20 protein-coding genes are annotated in these 17,107 nt (G+C 72.9%); 9 read left to right on the top strand and 11 right to left on the bottom strand.

Annotated elements, in window-relative coordinates; all coding sequences use genetic code 11:
- Positions 1–6: 6 nt before the first annotated feature.
- From CXY01_RS08730 to CXY01_RS08715, 4 genes are all read left to right on the top strand, one after another.
- A complete protein-coding gene (locus CXY01_RS08730) occupies positions 7–1,317 on the top strand; it encodes a cysteine desulfurase (protein WP_146927028.1) in 1,311 nt (436 codons plus the stop codon).
- A complete protein-coding gene (gene sufU / locus CXY01_RS08725; RefSeq protein WP_186813332.1) occupies positions 1,314–1,793 on the top strand; it encodes a Fe-S cluster assembly sulfur transfer protein SufU in 480 nt (159 codons plus the stop codon). The genes CXY01_RS08730 and sufU overlap by 4 nt, the downstream gene beginning before the upstream one ends.
- Positions 1,790–2,131: a metal-sulfur cluster assembly factor gene (locus CXY01_RS08720; protein ID WP_146927027.1), complete on the top strand. Its 342-nt coding sequence runs from the start codon at positions 1,790–1,792 to the stop codon at positions 2,129–2,131. Before sufU ends, CXY01_RS08720 begins: the two co-directional genes overlap by 4 nt.
- Positions 2,132–2,350: 219 nt before the next feature.
- Entirely contained in the window at positions 2,351–3,295 is a 945-nt protein-coding gene (locus CXY01_RS08715; RefSeq protein WP_146927026.1) for a hypothetical protein, read from the top strand.
- An 88-nt stretch (positions 3,296–3,383) separates the two neighbouring features.
- Here the strand turns inward: CXY01_RS08715 and ypfJ are convergent, their stop codons facing one another.
- From ypfJ to CXY01_RS08695, 4 genes are read right to left on the bottom strand one after another with little or no spacing between them, the layout of a single operon-like run.
- Positions 3,384–4,253 carry a KPN_02809 family neutral zinc metallopeptidase gene (gene ypfJ, locus CXY01_RS08710; RefSeq protein ID WP_146927025.1) on the bottom strand — a complete coding sequence of 290 codons (870 nt, stop codon included), beginning with the start codon at positions 4,251–4,253 and terminating at the stop codon, positions 3,384–3,386.
- A gap of 43 nt (positions 4,254–4,296) precedes the next feature.
- Positions 4,297–4,929, bottom strand: a complete 633-nt coding sequence (locus tag CXY01_RS08705) for an energy-coupling factor transporter transmembrane component T family protein (RefSeq protein ID WP_146927024.1) — start codon at positions 4,927–4,929, stop codon at positions 4,297–4,299.
- Complete coding sequence (locus CXY01_RS08700) at positions 4,926–5,639, bottom strand: energy-coupling factor ABC transporter ATP-binding protein (RefSeq protein ID WP_146927023.1); 714 nt, start codon at positions 5,637–5,639, stop codon at positions 4,926–4,928. The genes CXY01_RS08705 and CXY01_RS08700 overlap by 4 nt, the downstream gene beginning before the upstream one ends.
- Before the next feature lie 5 nt (positions 5,640–5,644).
- Positions 5,645–6,334, bottom strand: coding sequence for a biotin transporter BioY (locus tag CXY01_RS08695; RefSeq protein WP_146927022.1), 690 nt, complete (start codon positions 6,332–6,334; stop codon positions 5,645–5,647).
- 159 nt (positions 6,335–6,493) lie between these two features.
- Between CXY01_RS08695 and abc-f the strand changes: the two genes are divergently transcribed.
- The gene (gene abc-f / locus CXY01_RS08690; protein WP_146927021.1) at positions 6,494–8,092 is read left to right on the top strand and encodes a ribosomal protection-like ABC-F family protein; all 1,599 of its coding nucleotides are present in this window, start codon (positions 6,494–6,496) and stop codon (positions 8,090–8,092) included.
- Here abc-f and CXY01_RS08685 read toward each other — a convergent pair.
- From CXY01_RS08685 to CXY01_RS08675, 3 genes are read right to left on the bottom strand one after another with little or no spacing between them, the layout of a single operon-like run.
- Positions 8,089–9,057 (bottom strand): SURF1 family cytochrome oxidase biogenesis protein, encoded by a 969-nt coding sequence (locus CXY01_RS08685; RefSeq protein WP_146927020.1) that lies wholly within the window; start codon positions 9,055–9,057, stop codon positions 8,089–8,091. The two genes, abc-f and CXY01_RS08685, sit on opposite strands and share 4 nt — an antisense overlap.
- The gene (locus CXY01_RS08680) at positions 9,054–9,296 is read right to left on the bottom strand and encodes a hypothetical protein (RefSeq protein ID WP_146927019.1); all 243 of its coding nucleotides are present in this window, start codon (positions 9,294–9,296) and stop codon (positions 9,054–9,056) included. The genes CXY01_RS08685 and CXY01_RS08680 overlap by 4 nt, the downstream gene beginning before the upstream one ends.
- Positions 9,293–9,652 carry a DUF3099 domain-containing protein gene (locus tag CXY01_RS08675; protein WP_246125172.1) on the bottom strand — a complete coding sequence of 120 codons (360 nt, stop codon included), beginning with the start codon at positions 9,650–9,652 and terminating at the stop codon, positions 9,293–9,295. The genes CXY01_RS08680 and CXY01_RS08675 overlap by 4 nt, the downstream gene beginning before the upstream one ends.
- 133 nt (positions 9,653–9,785) lie before the next feature.
- Between CXY01_RS08675 and CXY01_RS08670 the strand changes: the two genes are divergently transcribed.
- The 3 genes from CXY01_RS08670 to CXY01_RS08660 are packed head-to-tail and all read left to right on the top strand — an operon-like array spanning position 9,786 to position 11,894.
- Entirely contained in the window at positions 9,786–10,526 is a 741-nt protein-coding gene (locus tag CXY01_RS08670) for a beta-ketoacyl-ACP reductase (RefSeq protein WP_246125171.1), read from the top strand.
- 40 nt (positions 10,527–10,566) lie between these two features.
- Complete coding sequence (gene fabI / locus CXY01_RS08665; RefSeq protein WP_055915397.1) at positions 10,567–11,337, top strand: enoyl-ACP reductase FabI; 771 nt, start codon at positions 10,567–10,569, stop codon at positions 11,335–11,337.
- 38 nt (positions 11,338–11,375) lie between these two features.
- Positions 11,376–11,894 carry a SixA phosphatase family protein gene (locus CXY01_RS08660; protein ID WP_146927017.1) on the top strand — a complete coding sequence of 173 codons (519 nt, stop codon included), beginning with the start codon at positions 11,376–11,378 and terminating at the stop codon, positions 11,892–11,894.
- 1 nt (position 11,895) lies between these two features.
- Here CXY01_RS08660 and CXY01_RS08655 read toward each other — a convergent pair whose 3' ends face one another.
- The 3 genes from CXY01_RS08655 to glgC are packed head-to-tail and all read right to left on the bottom strand — an operon-like array spanning position 11,896 to position 14,909.
- A complete protein-coding gene (locus CXY01_RS08655) occupies positions 11,896–12,981 on the bottom strand; it encodes a DUF4037 domain-containing protein (protein ID WP_146927016.1) in 1,086 nt (361 codons plus the stop codon).
- Positions 12,978–13,622, bottom strand: a complete 645-nt coding sequence (gene serB / locus CXY01_RS08650) for a phosphoserine phosphatase SerB (RefSeq protein ID WP_281285301.1) — start codon at positions 13,620–13,622, stop codon at positions 12,978–12,980. Before serB ends, CXY01_RS08655 begins: the two co-directional genes overlap by 4 nt.
- 45 nt (positions 13,623–13,667) lie before the next feature.
- Positions 13,668–14,909: a glucose-1-phosphate adenylyltransferase gene (gene glgC, locus CXY01_RS08645; RefSeq protein WP_146927015.1), complete on the bottom strand. Its 1,242-nt coding sequence runs from the start codon at positions 14,907–14,909 to the stop codon at positions 13,668–13,670.
- Between the two features lie 111 nt (positions 14,910–15,020).
- Here glgC and glgA point away from each other — a divergent pair, with 111 nt between their 5' ends.
- Entirely contained in the window at positions 15,021–16,247 is a 1,227-nt protein-coding gene (gene glgA, locus CXY01_RS08640; RefSeq protein WP_146927014.1) for a glycogen synthase, read from the top strand.
- Between the two features lie 3 nt (positions 16,248–16,250).
- On the opposite strand, the gene CXY01_RS08635 is transcribed toward glgA, so the two are convergent.
- On the bottom strand, positions 16,251–17,039 hold the full coding sequence (locus CXY01_RS08635; RefSeq protein ID WP_146927013.1) for an Rv1486c family protein: 789 nt from the start codon (positions 17,037–17,039) through the stop codon (positions 16,251–16,253).
- Positions 17,040–17,107 lie beyond the last annotated feature (68 nt).

The following is a 17,107-nucleotide window of genomic DNA, read 5'->3' as shown; positions in this document are numbered from 1 at the left end:
AGTCCGGTGACCAGCACCCTCGACACCGCGGCCCGGACGCTCGACGCGTCCGAGCTGGCGGCTGTGCGCGCGGACTTCCCGCTGCTCTCGCGCACGATGCGCGGCGGGCGACCGCTGGTCTACCTCGACTCGGGGGCCACCTCGCAGAAGCCCGAGGTCGTCCTCGACGCGGAGCAGGACTTCTACGCGCAGCGGAACGCGGCCGTCCACCGGGGGGCCCACCAGCTCGCCGAGGAGGCCACCGAGGCGTTCGAGGACGCCCGGGACCGCGTCGCGTCGTTCGTCGGGGTGTCGCCGGGGTCGCTGGTCTGGACGTCGAACGCCACCGCGGGGATCAACCTCGTCGCCTACGCGATGTCGAACGCGTCGCTGGGACGCGGCGGTGAGGCTGCGAAGCAGTTCGCCCTCGGCCCGGGTGACGAGATCGTCGTGACCGAGGCCGAGCACCACGCCAACCTCGTCCCGTGGCAGGAGCTCGCGCTGCGCACGGGGGCGTCCTTGAGGTGGCTCGGGGTCGACGACGACGGGCGCATCCGGGTCGACGAGCTCGACACCGTGGTGACGGACCGCACGAAGGTGCTGGCGTTCACGCACGCGTCGAACGTCACGGGCGCGATCACGCCGGTCGCGGCGTTCGTCGAGCGCGCCCGCGCGGTGGGTGCCCTGACGGTGCTGGACGCCTGCCAGTCGGTCCCGCACCTGCCCGTCGACCTGACGGCCCTGGGCGTGGACTTCGCGGCGTTCTCGGGGCACAAGATGCTCGGGCCCACCGGGGTCGGTGCGCTGTACGGGCGGCGCGAGCTGCTCGAGGCCATGCCGCCGGTGAGCACCGGCGGGTCGATGGTCGAGGTGGTCACCATGGAGTCGACCACCTACGCCCCGCCGCCGCAGCGCTTCGAGGCCGGCACGCAGATGGTGTCGCAGGCCGTCGGGATGGGTGCTGCGGCGTCCTACCTGCAGGAGCTGGGCATGGACGCCGTCGCCGCGCACGAGGCGCACCTGGCCGGGCTGCTGCTCGACGCGGTCGCGTCGGTGCCGGGCGTGCGGGTCCTCGGTCCCACCGACACGCGCGACCGCCTGGCGGCCGTCTCGTTCGTCGTGGACGGTGTGCACGCGCACGACGTGGGCCAGGTGCTCGACGACGCGGGCGTGGCCGTGCGGGTGGGCCACCACTGCGCGCAGCCCCTGCACCGCCGGTTCGGCGTGGCGTCGACCTCGCGCGCCAGCGCCGCGGTCTACACGACCGACGAGGAGATCGAGGTCTTCCGGGAAGCACTGACGGGGGTCCGGGCGTTCTTCGGTCTGGAGGTGTCATGAGCACGGGATCGATGGAACAGCTGTACCAGCAGGTCATCCTCGACCACGCGAAGTTCCCGCACGGCAAGGGACTGGGCGCGGCCGGCGACCTGCACCTGCACACGGGTGAGTCGCACCAGGTCAACCCGACGTGCGGTGACGAGGTGACCTTACAGGTCGACCTCGACGAGACGGGCGTCGTGCGGGACGTCCGGTGGGACGGACAGGGCTGCAGCATCTCGCAGGCCTCCGTCTCGGTGCTGCACGACCTCGTCGTGGGCAACGACGTCGCCACGGTGGACCAGATCGGCGGCACGTTCCGCGCGCTCATGCAGACGCGCGGCGCGGGCCTCGATGACGACGCCGAGGAGACGCTCGGCGACGCGACGGCCTTCACGGGCGTCGCCAAGTACCCCGCGCGGATCAAGTGCGCCCTGCTCGGCTGGGCGGCGCTGACCGACGCACTCATCAAGACCGGCGCACGGGAGAGCTCATGAGCACGGACACGCCATCGACCACCCCCACACCGACCACGGTGGCCGACGTCGAGGAGGCCCTCCGCGACGTCATCGACCCCGAGCTCGGCATCAACGTGGTCGACCTCGGCCTGATCTACGGCGTGGTCATCGACCAGACGAACACCGCGGTCATCGACATGACGCTCACGTCGGCGGCCTGCCCGCTCACGGACGTCATCGAGGACCAGTCGGCGTCGGCGCTCGACGGCATCGTCGACGGCTTCCGCATCAACTGGGTCTGGATGCCGCCGTGGGGCCCCGAGAAGATCACGCCCGACGGCCGCGAGCAGATGCGGGCGCTCGGCTTCAACATCTGAGTCAGCCGCATCCGAAGGCCCCGGTCAGGAATCTGACCGGGGCCTTCGGTGTGCGTGACGTCGCCCGTGACCGGGTGCAGCGTTTCGGTCATGCGTGCTCATCGGCGGTTGTAGCGTTCGCACGAGCCTGCGCCGCCGTCCGACCCAGCGACCGGTTGCGGGGGCCGCACCTCGACTCGCCGCACCCCGCGCGGACCCCGCGACCCTGATGGGAATCACGTGAAGCTCACCCTCCGTTCCGCCTCGGCGGCTGCAGCCGTCCTCCTCGCGTCCTTGATCGCCGTCTCCGATGCGTCCGCCACGCAGGCCGCCGACCAGGCGGTCGCCGCTGACGAGGCGCAGGCCGCCGAAGCGGCCCAGGCCGCTGACGTGCCCCCGGTCTTCACCCTCTCGACATCGACCGTCCAGGCCGGCAAGAAGGTCGTGCTCTCCAGCGACGGATGGAGCGACCTGACCGGTGAGGAGCTTCACCCGACGTACGTCTATCTGATCTCTGCCGCCGAGGGACTGGTCGCGTCGGGGACCACCTCCACGGGCGCCGGCCCGTGGTCGTTCGCGCTGAAGGTCCCGGGGGAGCGGCGCGACTACGAGTACGACGCGTGGCCGACGGAGTGGGAGGTCTGCGTGACCCGCGAGGCGTTCGTCTACGGCGGGTGCCGCGTGCTCACGGTCACGGCCCCGCCCATCCCGGTCGTCGACGTGCACCGGTTCTGGAGCCCCACCCTCGGGAACGCCCACATCTACACGACGAACGCCGACGAGGTGGCGCACATCCGTGCGACCGACCCCAGCTGGGTCTACGAGGGCCAGGCGTTCTCCACGGTGGCGGTGTCGGCAGACGGGTGGTGCACCGTCGGCCCACCCGTCTACCGGTTCTACTCCCCGGTGGTCCAGTCGCACTTCTACACGCAGAGCTTCGAGGAGAAGCAGCACCTGGTCACCTCGGATCCGAACTGGACGTACGAGGGCATCGCCTACTGCGCCCCGGACTCGCCGAAGCAGGGGTCGGTCCCGCTCTACCGCTTCTGGTCGTCGGCGTTCGGCAAGCACTTCTACACGGCGAACCAGGCCGAGGCCGATCACCTCAAGGCCGTCGACCGGAACTGGTCCTACGAGGGCATCGCGTACTACGTGTGGCCGCTGGGGACCGGGGGTCGCGTCTAGGAGGACGTCGCTGCATGACGACGGCCCTGGGGGATCCCCAGGGCCGTCGTCGTACCGGGCCGCTCGGGCGGACCGACGACCGGGGTGCTCAGAGCTGGTCGGTGGCGAACGTGTCGCAGGCCTGCAGGCTGCCCTGCTCGTAGCCGGTGGTGAACCAGCGCTCGCGCTGCTCGCTGGAGCCGTGCGTCCAGGAGTCGGGGTTCACCCCACCGCCGGACTGCTCCTGGATGTTGTCGTCCCCGACGGCCGCTGCTGCGCCGAGCGCGTTCTGGAGCTGCTGCTGGGTGATCGGCTCGAGGTAGGTGACACCGGTGTCGGGGTCCACCGTGCTCGCGGCCGCGCCGGCCCACATGCCCGCGTAGCAGTCGGCCTGCAGCTCGACCCGCACGGAGTCGGACTCGGCGCCCGCGCCCTGCCGGTCCGCCTGGTCCATGACGCCGGTGATGTTCTGGACGTGGTGGCCGTACTCGTGGGCGATGACGTACTGCTCGGCCAGGGGACCGTCCTCGGCGCCCAGCTGGGCGAGCTGGTCGAAGAACGAGACGTCGACGTAGATCGTGGCGTCGGGCGGGCAGTAGAACGGTCCGGTCGAGCTCGACGCGTTCCCGCAGCCGGTCGCCACGGCATCCGTGAACGAGACGGCGTCCGGCTTGCTGAACTGTCCGCCGGCCGCCGGGATGGCGGCGCCCCAGTACGTGTCGAGGGAGTCGAGCGTCGCGCTGTACAGGCACTCGCGGTCCGTGTTCGCCTGCTCCGCGGAGCACTCGGGGACGGTCTCGCCGGTCTGGCCGGCGGGTTCCTGGACCGCTCCGGTGCTGCCGGACAGGTCGACGCCCGTGAACAGGTAGATGGCGAGCACGACGAGGCCGATCGCGCCGCCACCGCCCGCGATCTTCCCGCCGTTGCCGCCCTTGCGGACGCGGCCACCGCCGAAGCTGCCACCCTCCTGGAATGTCACCGGGGAACCGTAGCGGGGCGACGGCGTGCGCGCGCGTCGAGCGTCAGCTCTCGCCCAGTCCCCGGGCGGCGAGGGCGTCGCCGGTGGCGCGGGCGTGCCCGACCATGCGGACCGCGGCCGGGACCAGGAGGGCGCGCGGCTGGCGGTCGAGGCCGCGTGCCCGCGCGGCGTCGCGGGTCTCCAGCGACATGCGCGCCAGGACCGGGATGGTGCGCAGGAACAGGCCGACCGCCAGCGCGAACGTCTCGGGCGAGAGGCCGACGTGCCGCAGCGGACGGGCGAGACGCGCGAGGGCGTCGAGCAGGGTGTCGGCCCGTGTCGTCGCCGTCACCACGGCGCCGAGCAGCACGAGCGCGACGAGGTCCACCGCGACCTCGACGGCGGTCGCCCAGCCGCGCGCCCACCACTGGTAGGCGCCGATCAGCGCAGCGGTGACCAGGGCAGGGACGAGACCCCTGGTGGTGCGGTGCCACGGGATGCGGGCGACGAGCTGTGCGAGCAGGGCGACGCCGAGGAAGACGACTGCGGAGACCGGGCCGCGGACGGCGACGACCGCGATCGCGAAGACCGCGAGGACCGCGAGCTTGAGGCCGGCGGGAGCGCGGTGGATGACGGTCGTGCCCGGGTGGTAGAGCCCGAGGGGACCGGCCCACGGGGGCCGGATCGGCCCGCTCACGCGCCCACCTGCATCAGGGCGCGGTAGTGGTCGACGGCGGAGGCCGGGTCGCCGTCGAACACGACCGCGCCCTCGTCGACGACCAGCACGCGGTCGGCCCGCAGCGCCGCGTCGAGGTCGTGCGTGACGACGACGACCTGCTGGGGGAGGTCCGCCAGCAGCGCGTCGACGACGGCCCGCCAGCGCAGGTCGAGGAGCGTCGTGGGCTCGTCGCACACCAGGACGGTGGGCTCGGTGGCCAGCACCGACGCCAGCGCGAGCAGCTGCCGCTGGCCACCGGACAGGGCGTGCACGGGGACCTCCGCGCGGTCGGCGAGGCCGAACCGGGCGAGCGCGGCTCGTGCGGCGGTGTCCCGCTCGGCGGCCGAGATCGGCAGCCGACGCAGGGACAGGGCGACGTCCTCGACGGGCGTCGGCATCACGAGCTGGGCGTCGGGGTCCGTGAACATGAACCCGACCTTCCGGCGCACCGCGGCCCCGTCCCGCGCGGTGTCCAGACCGTCCACGCGGACGGTGCCGGACGACGGCAGGACGAGGCCGTTGAGCAGGCGGGCGAGCGTCGACTTGCCCGACCCGTTGGCGCCGACGATCGCGACCCGGTGCTCGACGAGCTCGAGCGACACCGGGCCGAGCAGCCGGACGACGCGGTCCGCACCACCGGCCGGATCCGGGCTGTAGGCCGTGACGAGGACGTCGTCGAGCGCGATCATCGAGGTCAGCGGCGCGAGCGGAGCATGTCGGGGAACGCCTTGAAGATCGCGACGGCGACCGCGGCGGCGGCGAGGTTCTTCAGCACGTCACCGGGCCAGTAGACGACGTCGATGGCGAAGGCCTCGGGCAGGGAGATGCCGAGGCGCACCATGAGCCCCGCGATGCCGGCCGGGTGGATGGTCAGGAAGCTGGCGCCGAGGCCGGCGACGACCAGCAGCGGGTACCGCCAGGCCGACGGGGCGCGGCCGATGCCGTCGCCGAACCTGCCGGCGAACGACGACGCCATGAGCCGGTCGGCACCGCGCAGCGCGAGCCCCCCGAAGACCCCGGCGAGTGCCGCGGCGAACGGGAACGCGAGCAGGTAGCCCACCGAGGGCCCGGCCAGGACCGCCACGCCGCCGACGCCGCCGGAGAAGATGGGCAGCCCGGCGAGCCCGAGCACGACGTAGAGCAGCGTGGCCAGCCCGCCTCGGCGCCAGCCGAGCACGAGACCGGCGAGGATCACGGCGAACGTCTGCAGGGTGATCGGCACGCCCGAGCCGGTCGGGATGCCCGGCAGGATCGCGCAGACCGCGATGAAGGCCGCGAATGTCGAGATCAGGGCGACGTCGGTGCTGACGGACGAGCGGGCGATCGGTGCGGGGAGAGCGACGGCGGGTGCTGCGGCGGTCTCGTTGTCAGGCGCGCTGGTCATGGCTACCCCTTGATCGTCGTGGCGGCTGCGGGGGATCCCGCTGGACGGTGGGTGCATCGTCGGACCCTGCGACCGGACGCCACGCTAGCCGGAAGTAGACTTGCTGGCGTTTGTGCCCGCGGCCAACGCCAGCGAGGCGAACTCGGAGGAAACCGTCAAGTGATCACTGCCCAGGCTGTCGAGCTGCGCATCGGCGCACGCGTGCTGCTCGAGGAGTCGTCGTTCCGCATCGCGGCCGGCGACCGGATCGGTCTGGTCGGTCGCAACGGCGCCGGCAAGACCACGCTCACCAAGACCCTCGCGGGGGAGACGCAGCCCACGGGCGGCCAGATCGTCCGCTCGGGCGACGTCGGCTACCTGCCGCAGGACCCCCGCACGGGTGACCTGGAGCAGCTCGCCATGGACCGGGTGCTGTCGGCGCGCGGCCTCGACGAGGTGGTGCGTGCCATGCGCGCGACCGAGACGGCGATGGCCAGCGAGGACGACGCCGTCCGCGAGAAGGCGATGGACCGCTACTCCCGGCTGGACTCCCGCTTCAACGCGGCCGGCGGGTACGCCGCGGAGAGCGAGGCGCACCGGATCGCGTCGAACCTCGGCCTCGACGAGCGCGTGCTCGGTCAGACCATCGGGACCCTCTCCGGTGGCCAGCGCCGCCGGGTCGAGCTCGCCCGCATCCTGTTCTCCGGTGTCGAGACGCTGCTCCTCGACGAGCCGACGAACCACCTCGACGCCGACTCGATCATGTGGCTGCGCGACTACCTCAAGACGTACTCGGGCGGGCTCATCGTGATCTCGCACGACGCCGACCTGCTGCGCGCCGTGGTGAACAAGGTGTTCCACCTGGACGCCAACCGCTCGCAGCTCGACCAGTACGCGCTCGGCTGGGACGCCTACCTGCAGCAGCGCGAGACCGACGAGAAGCGCCGGCGCCGCGAGCGGGCGAACGCCGAGAAGAAGGCCTCCGCCCTGATGGCGCAGGCCGACAAGATGCGCGCCAAGGCCACCAAGACGGTCGCCGCGCAGAACATGGCCCGCCGCGCCGAGCGGCTGCTGTCCGGTCTCGAGGAGGTGCGCGCCTCGGACAAGGTGGCGCGCCTGCGGTTCCCGGAGCCGGCGGCCTGCGGCAAGACCCCGCTGACCGCCGCCGGGCTGTCCAAGACCTACGGGTCGCAGGAGGTCTTCACGGACGTCGACCTGGCGATCGACCGGGGGAGCAAGGTCGTGGTGCTCGGCCTCAACGGTGCCGGCAAGACCACCCTGCTGCGCATCCTCGGCGGCGTCGAGAAGTCGGACACGGGCGAGGTCCGCCCGGGGCACGGTCTGAAGCTCGGGTACTACGCGCAGGAGCACGAGACGCTCGACATGGACCGGACGGTCGTCGAGAACCTGAAGTCGTCCGCCCCGGACCTCACCGAGACGCAGGTGCGGTCCGTCCTCGGGTCGTTCCTGTTCTCGGGCGACGACGCCGACAAGCCCGCCCGCGTGCTGTCCGGCGGGGAGAAGACGCGGCTGGCGCTCGCGTCGCTGGTGGTGTCCAGCGCCAACGTGCTGCTCCTCGACGAGCCCACGAACAACCTCGACCCGGCGTCGCGCGAGGAGATCCTCGCGGCCCTGCGCGGCTACGCCGGTGCCGTGGTCCTCGTCTCGCACGACGAGGGTGCCGTCGCGGCGCTCGACCCCGAGCGGGTGCTGCTGCTGCCCGACGGCGACGAGGACCTGTGGAGCCCGGCGTACCTGGACCTCATCGCGTTGGCCTAGCGGCTGTCCGCGCCCGTCTCGCCCAGCTGGGCGTCGATGAGCGCGTCCTCCGCGTCCTCGTCGCGGCCGCCGCGCCGCCTCGGCACGTCCGGCGATGATGCACGCCGGGGCCGCGGCGTGTCCCGCGTGGGCCACAGCTCGACGCCGTCCACCGTCGAGGGTGCCGGCGTCGGCACCGCCTCCGGCAGGTCCCCGTCGAGGGCGGCCCGCTCGTCCTGCAGCTCGCGGCGGGCGCCCAGGCAGAACGCCACGAAGCCACCGAGCGCGAACGTCCACCACTGGAACGCGTACGACAGGTGCGACCCGGGGTCCGTGCTGGGCGCGGCCAGGGTGCCGGGGACCGGGTCGACCGCCGGGTCCTCCGCCGTCATCGCGACATAGGCGTCGTACGTCTCGCCCTCGACGCCGCCCGCGGCCAGGACCTGCTCGGCGGAGATCGCCTGCACCTGCCCCGCGGGCGCGTCGCGGTCCGACGCCGGCTCGTCGAGACGCAGGCGCGCGGTGAGAGTGATCGTGCCCTCCGGGGCGGCCGGCGGGACGACGTCGACGCTCCCGTCCGACCCCGGTGGGACCCACCCCCGGTCGACGACCAGCACGGAGCCGGCCTGCGTGGGGTCGGTGGCGGTCCCCGCCGACGCGTCCTCGACGACGAACGGGACCAGCACGTGGTACGCCGGGGTCCCGTCGACGGGCCGGTTGCGCAGCAGGACGGTGCCGTCCGTGGCGTAGTGCCCGACGACGGTCACGCGCTGCCACACGTCGTCGTCCGTGAGCGCGGTGCCCGACGACGGCAGGACGGAGTCCAGCGGCACCGGGTCCGCCGACCAGTTGGTCTCCACCACGGCGATCGCCCCGTCGCGCCACACGTGCCGGTCCCACTGCCAGAAGCCGAGGAACGTGCAGATGATTGCCAGCACGACCCCGACCAGCACCAGGAGCGTGGCGCGGCGGACCGCCGGCCTCATGACCGGGGCGCGGACTCGAGATCCGCCGCAGGGACGACGCTGCGGAGGAACCCCCGCACGTCGAGGAACTGGCTCAGGTTCTCACGGTGCTCGTCGCAGGCCAGCCAGACCTTGCGCCGGTCCGGGGTGTGCAGCTTCGGGTTGTTCCAGAGCAGCCCGGTCGTCGCCTCCGCCCGGCAGCCGCGGCTGCTGCACACCAGCTCGTCGACGGCGTCCGGGACGGGGCCGAACAGGCTCACCGGCGGTCGTCCGAGCCGTCGGACGGGCCGATCCCGCCGGCGCTGCCGCTGCCCGGGCCGATCTCGCGCGGGGTCATGAACGTCCCGTCGGAGTCGCGGCGCTCGCGGCCCGCGTTGGCGAACAGCACCGCCGAGTACGGGAGCACCACCGCCGCGACGATGAGCAGCAGCGAGGCCCACATCGGGATGCTGCCCCAGGACAGCACGGCGGCGGCGAAGCAGAGGATGCGGACGCCCATCTGCACCAGGTACCGCTTCTGCCGCCTGGCCATGTCGTCGGCCAGCGGCTCGGGTGCGCTGGTGATGCTGTGGACCTCCTCCGAGGGGAGGTCCGGACGCCGACGGATGCTGCTCACCACGTGATTCTAGTCCGGCTCGGCTGTGGTGGCGCTGAGGACCTGTGTTGTCCAGGTCCCACAACGCGGCGCGGCGAACATGGGCGCGGACCCTGCCGCTGCGCACCGGGGACGTCGGATAGCGTCGTGTCCCGTGCCTGAGACTTCCGACAACACAGCCCAGCAGCCGACAGCACGCAGCGTGCTCGTGACGGGCGCCAACCGTGGCATCGGACGCGCCATCGCCGAGCGGTTCGTGGCCAACGGTGACAAGGTCGCGACGATCTACCGCTCCGGCGAGCTCCCGGCGGGCGTGCTCGGCGTGGTCGGCGACGTGCGCGACACCGCCAGCGTCGACGCGGCGTTCGCCCAGATCGAGGCCGAGCACGGCCCGGTCGAGGTGCTCGTCGCCAACGCCGGCGTCACGCGCGACCAGCTGCTGATGCGGATGACCGACGAGGAGTTCTCCGAGGTCCTCGACGTCAACCTCACCGGCGCCTTCCGCTGCGCGCGCCGCGCGAGCAAGGGCATGATCCGCCTGCGCCGCGGACGCATCATCTTCATCTCCTCGGTCGTCGGCCTGTACGGGTCGGCCGGCCAGGTCAACTACGCGGCGTCGAAGTCGGCCCTGGTCGGCATGGCGCGCTCGATCACCCGTGAGCTCGGCGGTCGTGCGATCACCGCGAACGTCGTGGCCCCCGGGTTCATCGACACCGACATGACCCGCGCCCTGCCGGAGGACAAGCAGAAGGCGTACCGCGAGTCCATCCCGCTCGGCCGGTTCGCGCTGCCCGACGAGGTGGCCGGCGTCGTCGAGTTCGTCGCGTCCGACGCGGCCGGCTACATCTCCGGCGCGGTCATCCCCGTCGACGGCGGCCTCGGCATGGGTCACTGACACGCTCTTCTCCCTGCACGACGAACGAAACGGAACGCACATGGGTCTGCTCGACGGCAAGAAGCTCCTGGTCACCGGCGTCCTCACGGACGGCTCGATCGCCTTCCACGTGGCGCGCCTCGCGCAGCAGGAGGGCGCCGAGGTGCTCCTCACCTCGTTCGGCCGCCAGTTCCGGCTGACGCAGGCGATCTCGCGCCGCCTCCCGAAGGAGGCGACCGTGCTGCAGCTCGACGTCACCGACGGCGACGACCTCGCGGCGCTCGCGGACCGGGTGCGCGAGGCGGGCTTCGACTCGCTCGACGGCGTCGTGCACTCCATCGGGTTCGCGCCGCAGTCGGTCATGGGCGGCAACTTCCTCGCGGGCGAGTGGGACGACGTCGCGACGGCGCTGCAGGTCAGCGCGTACTCGCTGAAGTCGCTCGCGGTCGCCACGCAGCCGCTGCTCAGCTCCGGCGGCGCGATCGTCGGGCTCACGTTCGACGCGCGGTACGCGTGGCCGGTCTACGACTGGATGGGCGTCGCCAAGGCGGCGTTCGAGTCGACCTCGCGCTACCTCGCCCGCGACCTGGGGCCGCACGGCATCCGCGTGAACCTCGTGTCCGCCGGCCCCATCCGCACGACGGCGGCGAAGTCGATCCCCGGCTTCGAGGCCATGGAGGGCGGCTGGCCCGAGCGTGCGCCGCTCGGCTGGGACGCGTTCGACCCGGAGCCGACCGCTCGTGCGGTCGCCGCGCTGCTGTCGGACTGGTTCCCGGCGACCACCGGCGAGATCGTCCACGTCGACGGCGGCTACCACGCGATGGGTCTGTGACCCTGGGCGAACCGCGCGGCGAGTGGGACGCTGAGCCGGTGACGTCCGCGACCGGTCCCCGGCGACTCCTGCTCCTGCGCCATGCCAAGGCCGAGCACCCGGACGTGATCCCCGACATCCAGCGCCCGCTGTCGCTCGTCGGCCGCAAGCAGTCCGGCCGGGTGGGCGCCGCCCTGGCGGGTGACGACCTCGTCCCCGACCTCGTGCTCTGCTCGTCGAGCGTGCGGACCCGGCAGACCTGGGACCTCGTCCGGGCGTCGCTCGGTGCCGAGCCCGAGGTCCGGTACCTCGACGACCTGTACGACGCCGGCTCGAGCACCGTGGTCGAGCTGGTGCGGGCGGTTCCCGGGGACGTGCGGACCGTGCTGGTCGTCGGTCACGAGCCGACGATGTCGCAGGCCGCCGCGCTGCTCGCCGGACCGGACTCGGACCCGGCGACGCTCGAGCGCGTGCGGGTCGGCGTGCCCACGGCGAGCTGGTCGCTGCTGGAGGTCTCCGGCTGGGACACGCTCGCCGCGGGGTCGGCAGCCCTACGCAGGCTCGCGGTCCTGGGCTGAGTCAGTAGAGCCGGCGCAGCTCCGTCGTGCGGCCCAGGTCGACCGCGAGGTCGGTGCTGGCGCTGAGCAGGTCGATCCCGCCGACGAGCGGTCGCCGGACGAGGTCGCGGACCTCCGGGTCGGTGACCGCCTGGGCGATCCGACCGGCGACCGCCGAGCCGTCGACCACCTCGAACGGGCGGCCGTGGAACGGGATGGTCCGCTCGGGCAGCGGTGCGGTCAGGCCGAGCGCGTTGTGCCGTCGGACCAGCTCCACGAGGACGTCGCCGAGCCGGCGCTGCCGGTCCTGCCAGTCCGTGGCGGCGAGCGTGGCCGCCAGCGCGGACCTCAGCGGCGCGGTCGACCCGAGCCGGGCGAGCGCCGTCCCCAGCCACTTGTCGTAGGGCGCGTACTGGCGCTCCTGCAGGAACGCGAGCTGCACCGCGGTGCGGCACACGCGCGCGGTCACGAGGCGTGACCCGAGGTCGTCGCCCGCCATCCCGGCGCGCGGGGCCAGGTGCTCGTCCTGGCCGATCGCCGACCAGGCCGCGGCCTGCTGGTAGAGCCAGACGTCGTGCGGGTACCACCGCAGCCGATCCCGGACCGCCGCCAAGCCAAGGTCGTCATGGAAGACGGCACCGGCGGTGAGCGAGAGCAGGCGCTGCTGCGGGATCACGAGCCAGTCGGCCGCCGTCATCGGCTCGCGCGGGTCCACCGGTCCGAGGAGCCGGTGCAGGAGGGCGTCGAGCGTGAGGATCTCGACGCGGTGGTCCACCGGGCCGGTGGCGGCGGTGTCGCCGAGCCCCCGGGTGCCGTCGGACGCCGCCGGGGCGACGCGCGTGGTCCAGCCGCCGACCTGCGCGGGCACGCGGTGACGGAGCTCCTCGTGCAGACCGGCGGCCTGCGCGTCGTGGTCGGCTGCGGACAGCAGCAGCTGGAGGCGCGGCCCCCAGTCGTGGTCGGTCGACGTGGCGTCGTCGAGACCCAGCACGTCCGAGCCGGGGCCGACGAGCGCGGCGGTGTGCGCGAGCCCGCGCTCGGCCAGGACCGGGCGGACGGCGTCGTAGAGCGTCCGTGCCAGCTCGAGGCCGGGCACGAACGCGGTCACCGCGAGAAGACCGGCAGGTCGAGGACGGCGTCCAGCCGGTCGCGCACGACCGCGTCCGCGGCCTGGCACAGCAGCGGCTTGGCGTTGTACGCGATGCCGAAGCCCGCGGCGACGACCATGTCGATGTCGTTGGCGCCGTCCCCGATGGCGATGGTGCGCTCCATCGGGATCCCGACGGACTCGGCGTACTCGCGCAGCACCACGGCCTTGGCCGCACGGTCGACCACCGGGCCGCTGACCCTGCCCGTGAGGCGGCCGTCGACGACCTCGAGCGCGTTCGCGCGGGTCAGCGTGATCCCGAACGACGCCGCGAGCGGCCGGACGATCTCGATGAAGCCGCCGGAGACCAGTCCGACCGGCCAGTCGCGCGACTGCAGCTCCGCGACGAGCTCGGCCGCACCGGGCGACGGCTCGACCTGGGCGAGCACGTCCGCCAGCACGGACTCGGGGAGCCCGGCGAGCGTGGCGACGCGCTCGTGCAGGGAGGCCGCGAAGTCGATCTCGCCGCGCATCGCCCGCTCGGTGATCTCGGTGACCAGCACCTCGGACCCGGCGTGCGCCGCGAGCAGCTCGACCACCTCACCGGTGATGAACGTCGAGTCGACGTCCATGACGACGAGGTGGGGCTCGTAGGTGCTCACGGGACGCGAGGGTAGTGCCGCACGCCGGGCGTGCGTCACCGCCGTTCACTCCGTGATTCGCGTCCCCTTGGGCACGACCGTGATGCCGGACTCCGTGACGGTGAACCCGCGGGCGCGGTCGTGGTCGTGGTCCAGCCCGATGCGGACGCGTTCGGGGACGACGACGTTCTTGTCGATGATCGCGCGGTGGACCTGCGCGTAGCGGTTCACGTGCACGTCGTCCATGAGCACCGAGTCGGTCACCTGGGCCCACGAGTGCAGACGGACGCCCGGCGACAGGACCGAGCCCGACACCGTCGCGCCGGACACCAGGACGCCCGGCGAGACGACCGAGTCCACGGCGTGCCCGAGCCTGCCGGCGCCGGCGTGCACGAACTTGGCGGGGGCCAAGCTCGTGTACCCGCTGTAGAGCGGCCACTCGTCGTTGTAGAGGTTGAACACCGGCTCGATGGAGATGAGGTCGATGTTCGCCTCGTAGAACGCGTCGATGGTCCCGACGTCGCGCCAGTAGTCGCGGTCGCGCGGGGTGGAGCCGGGCACGTCGTTGCGCAGGAAGTCGTAGACGCCCGCGGTGCCGCGCTCCACGAAGTACGGGGCGATGTCCCCGCCCATGTCGTGGCGCGAGCTCACGTTCTCGGCGTCGGCCGTGACCGCGGCGACGAGGGCGTCCGCGTCGGCCACGTAGTTGCCCATCGACGCGAGGATCTCGCCGGGGGAGTCGGCCAGGCCCACCGGGTTCGTCGGCTTCTCGAGGAACGCCTTGATGCGGGTGGGGTCGGTCGGGTCGACCTCGATGACGCCGAACTGGTCGGCCTCCTCGATCGGCTGACGGATCGCGGCGACCGTGAACTCGGCGCCGGAGGCGATGTGGGCGTCCACCATCTGGGAGAAGTCCATGCGGTAGACGTGGTCGGCGCCGACCACGACCACGATGTCCGGCCGCTCGTCCTCGATGATGTTGAGGCACTGGTAGATCGCGTCGGCGCTGCCCAGGTACCAGTGCTTGCCCACCCGCTGCTGTGCGGGGACCGCGGCCACGTAGTTGCCCAGGAGCGGCGACATGCGCCACGTCTGGGCCACGTGCCGGTCGAGGCTGTGCGACTTGTACTGGGTCAGCACGATGACGTGCAGGTACCGCGAGTTGATGACGTTCGACAGCGCGAAGTCGATCAGCCGGTACAACCCCCCGAAGGGCACCGCCGGCTTGGCGCGGTCAGCGGTGAGGGGCATCAGTCGTTTGCCCTCCCCACCTGCGAGGACGATAGCGAGGACGCGCGGCGCTGCCATGGCTACGACCCTAGGCCCACGGGGCGGTCCCAGCGAGGCGTGACGGCGCTCACGCGCTAGCGTGTCGAGAGGAGACCGGTCGCCCGAGCCGGCCGCGAGGGGATGGATCACGTGCGCGTCGACCTGCTGACCCGGGAGTACCCGCCGCACGTCTACGGCGGCGCCGGCGTCCACGTCGCGGGGCTGACCCGCGTGCTGGAGCGCACCATCGACGTGCGGGTGCACTGCTTCGACGGGCCGCGCGACGCCCCGGGTGTTCTCGGGTACACGGTGCCCACCGAGCTCGCCGGGGCGAACGCCGCGCTGCAGACGTTCGGCATCGACCTGGAGATGGCCGACGCGGTCGGGTCGGTCGGGGCCGACGGCATCGCCTCCGACCTCGTCCACTCGCACACCTGGTACGCGAACCTCGGCGGCCACCTGGCGGGTCTGCTGCACGGGCTGCCGCACGTGGTCAGCGCCCACAGCCTCGAGCCCCTGCGCCCCTGGAAGGCCGAGCAGCTGGGTGGCGGCTACGCGCTGTCGAGCTGGGCCGAGAAGACGGCCTACGAGGGTGCGGCGGCGGTCATCGCGGTCAGCGGCGGCATGCGCGAGGACATCCTGCGGGCGTACCCGAAGGTCGACCCGGCGCTGGTCAAGGTGGTGCACAACGGCATCGACCTCGACCAGTGGCAGCGACCGACGAGCGACGAGGCCGTGGCCGCGGCGGGAGCCACCGTGCGCCGGCTCGGCATCGACCCGTCGCGGCCGAGCGTCGTGTTCGTCGGTCGCATCACCCGGCAGAAGGGCCTGCCGTACTTCCTGCGGGCGGCCGAGCTGCTGCCGCCGGAGGTGCAGGTGGTGCTCTGCGCCGGGGCGCCGGACACGCCGCAGATCATGGCCGAGGTCACCGGGCTGGTCGAGCAGCTGCGGACCAAGCGGTCCGGCGTCGTCTGGATCGAGCAGATGCTGCCGCGCGACGAGCTCATCGCCGTCCTCATGCACGGGACCGTCTTCGCGTGCCCGTCGGTGTACGAGCCGCTGGGCATCGTCAACCTCGAGGCGATGGCGGTCGGCCTGCCCGTGGTCGGGACGGCGACCGGCGGGATCCCGGAGGTCATCGACGACGGCGTCACCGGCCGGCTCGTCCCGATCGACCAGCTGCAGGACGGCACGGGCACCCCGGTGGACCCGCAGCGGTTCGTGCACGACCTGGCCGAGGCGCTCACCGACGTCGTGTCGGACACCGCCCGGACCGCGCAGTGGGGGGTGGCCTCCCGCCGCCGGGTCGAGGACCACTTCACGTGGGAGGCGATCGCCGACCGCACGATCGAGGTGTACCGGGCGGCGCTGGCCTGACCCTCAGGCCGTCAGCCTGGACGCTGCCGCGGCCATCGCGCGGCGGGCCATCCGGTCGACCTCGCGCAGCGCGGTGGACCGCTGGTCGGCCTGCCACAGGTTGACCGCCGCACCGTCGTCCTGCGTGGCCAGCGCGACGATCGCGCGCAGCCGAGCGGCGCTGGCCAGGACGCGCGCGCGGCGGCCGTCCAGGCCGTCCGGCAGGCGCCACGCGGGCAGCTCGAGGTCGCGCAGCGCCGCGACGGTCTCGGCGGCGTCGGGCCGCCACTGCGCCACGTCGAGCCGGACGAGTGCCTCCGTCGCCTGGATCAGCCCCTGGCGCAGCTCGCGCTCGGCGTCCTGGAGCGATCCCGTCTGGGCGTGCACCGCGTGCCGCCAGTCGGGCACGTCCGAGAGCTCCCACGTGACCAGGTGCCCCGGCTCGAGCGCGCTGCCGAACCGCCGCACCACGGGCACCGCGACGAGGCACGCCTGGGGCGTCCGGACGAGCACCGCCTCGCCGGCGTCCGTGGCGGCCGCGCTGACCGACGCGGGCGTCGCGCCCGGGTCGCCCGGCACGGGCAGGACGGTGGCGACGTCCCGGGGCGAGCCGTCGCAGGCGTCGAGCAGGGTGCCCAGGGGCTCGTCGGACACGTCGTCGCGCAGGGGCTCGTCGGCCGAGGGCTGTCGCTGGACGGAGTGCGGCTCGTCGTCGGACTGCACGGCCGCGACCAGCACCGAACGGTCGCTGGTGTCGTCCGCCAGCCACAGCGCGAGCAGGACCGATCGCGGCAGCTCCAGGGTCAGGTCCACCGGACCACGGTAGGACGTGACCCAGCCCACCGGCGACCGTCACGCCGAGCTCCGACGAGCCGGTTAGG

Origin of the sequence: Cellulomonas xylanilytica (assembly GCF_007989805.1) — a bacterium.
Lineage (GTDB): Bacteria > Actinomycetota > Actinomycetes > Actinomycetales > Cellulomonadaceae > Cellulomonas > Cellulomonas xylanilytica.
Note: the sequence above shows the minus strand (reverse complement) of the source record. Positions and strands in the feature narration are given on the sequence as shown.

What these genes read in the sequence shown, in the direction of transcription:
- sufU (WP_186813332.1), top strand. Translation starts at nt 1,314, where the DNA reads ATGAGCACGGGATCGATGGAACAGCTGTACCAGCAGGTCATCCTCGAC.
- CXY01_RS08720 (WP_146927027.1), top strand. Translation starts at nt 1,790, where the DNA reads ATGAGCACGGACACGCCATCGACCACCCCCACACCGACCACGGTGGCC.
- CXY01_RS08700 (WP_146927023.1), bottom strand. Translation starts at nt 5,639, where the DNA reads ATGATCGCGCTCGACGACGTCCTCGTCACGGCCTACAGCCCGGATCCG.
- CXY01_RS08695 (WP_146927022.1), bottom strand. Translation starts at nt 6,334, where the DNA reads ATGACCAGCGCGCCTGACAACGAGACCGCCGCAGCACCCGCCGTCGCT.
- CXY01_RS08685 (WP_146927020.1), bottom strand. Translation starts at nt 9,057, where the DNA reads ATGAGGCCGGCGGTCCGCCGCGCCACGCTCCTGGTGCTGGTCGGGGTC.
- fabI (WP_055915397.1), top strand. Translation starts at nt 10,567, where the DNA reads ATGGGTCTGCTCGACGGCAAGAAGCTCCTGGTCACCGGCGTCCTCACG.
- glgC (WP_146927015.1), bottom strand. Translation starts at nt 14,909, where the DNA reads ATGGCAGCGCCGCGCGTCCTCGCTATCGTCCTCGCAGGTGGGGAGGGC.